The organism is Streptomyces sp. NPDC057474, assembly GCF_042802555.1.
Lineage (GTDB): Bacteria > Actinomycetota > Actinomycetes > Streptomycetales > Streptomycetaceae > Streptomyces.
The window spans coordinates 1-4,405 of sequence record NZ_JBHVDX010000409.1; the positions used below are offsets into that span (position 1 = coordinate 1).

Consider the following 4,405-nt stretch of genomic DNA (forward strand, 5'->3'; position numbering starts at 1 on the left):
GGGGCGTTCGTGTTCGCGGGCGTGGTCATGAAATGGCTCCGAAACCGGGGGTGTGGACGCCGCCGAAGGCGACGTGGACGATCTTCGAATCGGTGTAGAAGGCGATGGAGTGGGCGCCGCCCTCGCGGCCGACGCTGGAGGCCTTGGGGCATCGGGAACACTCCAGGATCTGCGGACTCGGCCTGGTGAGGCTGAAGGCCGTCATTGCCCGATATCGCTGATCCGGTGTGGGGGAGTGGTCAGGCGGTGCTCACCGTCCCGCCCCGGGCCGCTGCTTTGAGGGTGAAGCCGGACGCGGCGACATCCCGGAGAGTCACGATGGCGCCGGAGGAGAGAATCCGTCGGGCCGCCGCATGGTCGCCCGGCCGGTTCACTGACTCCACCGTGACCAGGCGTTCCTCGCGGAAGACCAGGACGGAGAAGGCGCCGGCGTCGGGATCACCCAGGACGTGTGTCTGGGTGTGTCCCTGCCCCAGGCCGGCGATCCGTAGCCCGAGTCCTTTCTGGTCGCTCCAGAACCATGGCAGCGCGCGGAACTCGGACACCTCGCCGGCGGCGATCTGCCGGGCGACGTGCCTGGCCTGGTCCATGGCGTTCTGCACCGACTCCAGTCGTATCGTCGTGCCTCCCGCGGTGTGGTGGGCACCGGGGAAGCGAGCGCAGTCGCCGACAGCGAACACCTGGGGATCCGAGGTGCGCAGTGTGCTGTCCACCAGGACGCCGTCTCGCACCGCGAGGCCCGCCCGCTCGGCGAGCTGCGTCTCAGGCAGTGACCCCGCACCGACCAGCACCAGATCGGCGGGATGGAGAGCCCCACGGGTCGTGCGGACCGCCGTGACCCGACCGGAGGATCCGACGAACTCGGTGGCACCGATGGACAGTTCGATTCTGACTCCACGGGCCGCGTGAGCCCCGGCGAAGAAGGCCGAGACCGGTTGGGTGACCGCCCGGCCCATCAACCGGTCCGCGGCCTCCAGCAGCACCACATCCTTGTCGGCGCAGGCCGAGGCGAACTCCAGTCCGATGAAACCGCCGCCCACGATCACGATCCGGCGGGCGTCGGACAGCTGCTCCCGCAGCACGCGGGCGTCACCCAGGGAGTGCAGCGGCAGCACCCCGGCCAGGCCCGTGCCAGGAAGACCGAGCACGCGGGGCCGGGCACCGGTGGCCAGGACCAGGTGGTCCCAGCCCAGCTCACCGCCGCCGGCCAGCCGCAGGCGCCGCTGCACGCGGTCGACATGCGTGACCCGCTCACCGGTGAGGAGCTCGATGCCGTTGGCGGCGTAGAAGCCGTCCGCACGAAGCCGTATCTGCTCCTCGGTGGCCGCGCCGAGGAGGATCGCCTTGGACAGCGGTGGACGCTCGTACGGCTGCTCGGCCTCGTCACCGACGAGCACCACGCGCCCGCGGTATCCCTCCTGGCGGAGTGAGGCCGCGACCTGGACCCCTGCCTGGCCCGCACCGACGATCACCGTGGTGGTCATCGCTGCTCCGGCGGCAGCTTGACGACCAGACCGTCCAGCCCTCCGGAGACGGGGAGCTGACAACTCAACCGGCTGCCGTCCACGCGAGGGGACACGGTGCAGTCGAGCATCTCGTCCTCCTCGTCGGTCAGCGGTGGGAGCCGGTCGGCGTCGGCCGGGTCGGTGTAGACGTGGCAGGTCGCGCACATCGCCGAACCGCCGCACTCCGCGACGATTCCGTCGATGCCGTGCGCGACGGCGGCCTTCATGACGCTGGAGCCTTCGGAGACGTCGAGCACGTGTCGACTGCCGTCCGGCCGAACGAAAACGATGGTGGGCATGAGTACTCCGAGTTCATGAAGTGGGCAGGTCCCTCCAGGCGTCTCCCAGGGGGCTGTGCGCTCTTGGGCCGTCACGGGTTCCAGCGGACCGGGAGATTCAGCAGGCCGCGGAAGACCCAGCCGCCCCAGCGGACCGGCTCGGTGTCGGACAGCCGCAGGCCTTCCAGGCGGCGCAGCAGCGTGGGCAGCGACACCTGGCCCACTTGAGCGCGCGCCGTCCAGGTGCCCAGGCAGAAGTGAGGGCCGCCGCCGAAGGCGAGGTGCGCTTTGGTGCGGCGGTTGATGTCGAACGTGTCGGGGGCGTCGAAGACCGTCTCGTCGCGGTTGGCCGAGGCGAGTACGACTCCGAGGCGGGCGCCGGCGGGAAGCATCGTCCCGCCGAGTTCCGTCTCCCGCGTCGTCTGCCGGGGATACATGCCGATCGGCGCCACCCAGCGAACCGACTCCTCGAAGACGTCGGCGAACCGCCGGGGATCGTCCCGCACTTGAGCAAGCTGCTCCGGGTGGGACAACAGCGCATAGGTGCCGACCGCGGTCGCGTCCCGCGGTTCGTTGAGGCCACCGCCGATGAACATCTTGATGTTGGCGCGGATCTGCTCCGGGGACAGCGGATCGTCGGCGTGCAGCATCGCGGAGATCACCGATGCGTCGGGGGTGCCGCGCAGGCGGGCGATGGCGGCATCGACCGCCTCGTCGACGCCGAGGGAGGCGGCCTCGGCGTGCTGCCAGACGACCGGGTCGTCGGCGTAGTTGCCGAGGCCGTCCATCATGGCTTGCGACCAGGTCTGCAGATCGGCTGCGGCCACCTCGCGCAGTCCCAGCACGGCGGCCAGACACAGCGCGGCCATGGGACCGGCGAAGTCCGTGAACAGATCGGCCTCGCCACGCTCGTGGAAGCCGTCGATCAGTTCGTCGGCCAGCTGCTGGAACACGGGGGTCCAGTGCTGCTTCACCATGCGCGGACGGAGCGCGGGCTCGGCGGCCTTGCGCTCGCGCAGGTGATCCGTCCCGTCCTTACGGAGCATGGTGTGGCCCATGACCCGGGTCATCAGCGAGTTCTGCTCGGCCGCGCTGAAGATCTCCGGATTCCGCTCCAGGTAGGCGATGTCGGCATACCGGGTCACCAGGTAGCGGTTGGCCGCCGGAACCCACGCCGTGGGCGAGCGGCGGAGCTCTTCGTAGACCGGGTAGGGGTCGTTCCAGAGATCCCGCAACTGGATGGTGTCCGTGAAGTCTCCGGCGATCTGTGCCATGGGTGCCTCCGCGACATGGTCCGTCTGGATGCGTCGAGACTCGGGCACGGTGGGCTATCTGAAAAGCACAGGTTTCCGGGAAGTTACAGCAGGAAAACTCATGAGAGGCCGGAAGCTTCGGGCTGCGGGGCCTCTGTGCAGTACTCGATGAATGCGGTGGCACGCTGGGTGAGGCTGGTGTGCCGCGGCCAGGCGAGCAGGACCGTGATCTGGTGTGCGGCCAGCTCGGTGATCTCCTTGGCCACGACCCGGAGTCCTTCGTACGTCCGGTCGTTGTACGGGCGCTGGATCAGAACGGCGTACCCCAGTCCGCGGCCAACCAGGGCGCGCGCCGTTTCGAAGTTGCTTGTGCGATGGCGTACGAGAGGTTGCACGCCGGCCTCCTGGCACAGCTGGAGCGTGTGATGCGCGCTCGGCGGTGAGTCGAGCAGCACCATCGGCTCCTCGGCCAGGTCGTGCAGGGCGACGGTGTCGGCACCGGCCAGCCGGTGATCCGCGGGAAGCAGGACGTACGGCCGGGTGGTGTGGAGTGCGACCCGGTCGATCTCCGGGAGCACGTCCATGTCGTACAGCACCGCGAGGTCCAGCTTCCCGTCCAGCATGCGTTGCTGCAGATCGTCCTGGGTGCGCTCCTCGAAGTCGATGGTGATCTGCGGAAACCGCTCACCGAACCCGCTCAGCAGGCGCGGCAGCACGGTCGGTGCGAGGGTCGGGTAGCACCCCAGCAGCAGCCGCCCGGACATACCCCCGACGGTGTCCGCCGCAAGATCCTCCGCCTGACCCAACAAGGCCCGTGCCTGGTTCAGCAGCCGCCTCCCCGACGGCGTCAACGTGATCCCGTGCGCCTTCCGCCGTACGCACAGCTGCACCTTCAGCGCCCGTTCCAACTCGCCCAGCGCCAACGACACCGCGGACTGGGAGATGTGCAGTCGCAGCGCTGCCCCGCTCAGCGTGCCCTCCTCGGCCACGGCGACGAAGTACACCAGCTGCCGCAAGGAGAATGCCGGAGGTTTCACGGGGTCCTCCATACAGACCTCCCGGGAGCCAGCGATGCCGTCAGGCACGGTGTGGGGCGGAAACGGGCGGGTTGCTCGAGCGGGGCGAGGGGCGTCCGCCGGTCGTCTCGCCGAAGGCCCGGGCCATGACCCGCCCATCGCGACGCTTGCACGCCTCATGCTAACGATTGGGGATGAGATCGAGGTCAGGGCGTGCGTGCTGGCCCGGCGGTTCGGCCAATATGTGATCAGCAGGAGGCCCGCCCTGCGTGTCCGCAGACCGGTCCGGCGATGGCGGTCTCCTGGCATGGGCCTCGGCTGCTGCCCGTCTGGGGCCGGCGGGCCGCAGCCGA

The 4,405-nt window shown here is 69.4% G+C and carries 5 protein-coding genes; all 5 read right to left on the reverse strand.

Going from position 1 to position 4,405, the window contains the following annotated elements:
• Positions 1 to 25: 25 nt before the first annotated feature.
• On the reverse strand, positions 26 to 205 hold the full coding sequence (locus tag ACFU53_RS46855) for a hypothetical protein (protein WP_384006425.1): 180 nt from the start codon (positions 203 to 205) through the stop codon (positions 26 to 28).
• A 34-nt stretch (positions 206 to 239) separates the two neighbouring features.
• Complete coding sequence (locus tag ACFU53_RS46860) at positions 240 to 1,484, reverse strand: NAD(P)/FAD-dependent oxidoreductase (protein WP_384006428.1); 1,245 nt, start codon at positions 1,482 to 1,484, stop codon at positions 240 to 242.
• A complete protein-coding gene (locus ACFU53_RS46865) occupies positions 1,481 to 1,804 on the reverse strand; it encodes a 2Fe-2S iron-sulfur cluster-binding protein (protein ID WP_384006431.1) in 324 nt (107 codons plus the stop codon). The genes ACFU53_RS46860 and ACFU53_RS46865 overlap by 4 nt, the downstream gene beginning before the upstream one ends.
• 71 nt (positions 1,805 to 1,875) lie before the next feature.
• Positions 1,876 to 3,057: a cytochrome P450 gene (locus tag ACFU53_RS46870; protein WP_384006434.1), complete on the reverse strand. Its 1,182-nt coding sequence runs from the start codon at positions 3,055 to 3,057 to the stop codon at positions 1,876 to 1,878.
• Positions 3,058 to 3,155: 98 nt separating this feature from the next.
• Positions 3,156 to 4,073 carry a LysR family transcriptional regulator gene (locus ACFU53_RS46875; RefSeq protein ID WP_384006437.1) on the reverse strand — a complete coding sequence of 306 codons (918 nt, stop codon included), beginning with the start codon at positions 4,071 to 4,073 and terminating at the stop codon, positions 3,156 to 3,158.
• Between the last annotated feature and the right edge of the window lie 332 nt (positions 4,074 to 4,405).

What these genes read in the sequence shown, in the direction of transcription:
- ACFU53_RS46860 (WP_384006428.1), bottom strand. Translation starts at nt 1,484, where the DNA reads ATGACCACCACGGTGATCGTCGGTGCGGGCCAGGCAGGGGTCCAGGTC.
- ACFU53_RS46865 (WP_384006431.1), bottom strand. Translation starts at nt 1,804, where the DNA reads ATGCCCACCATCGTTTTCGTTCGGCCGGACGGCAGTCGACACGTGCTC.
- ACFU53_RS46870 (WP_384006434.1), bottom strand. Translation starts at nt 3,057, where the DNA reads ATGGCACAGATCGCCGGAGACTTCACGGACACCATCCAGTTGCGGGAT.
- ACFU53_RS46855 (WP_384006425.1), bottom strand. Translation starts at nt 205, where the DNA reads ATGACGGCCTTCAGCCTCACCAGGCCGAGTCCGCAGATCCTGGAGTGT.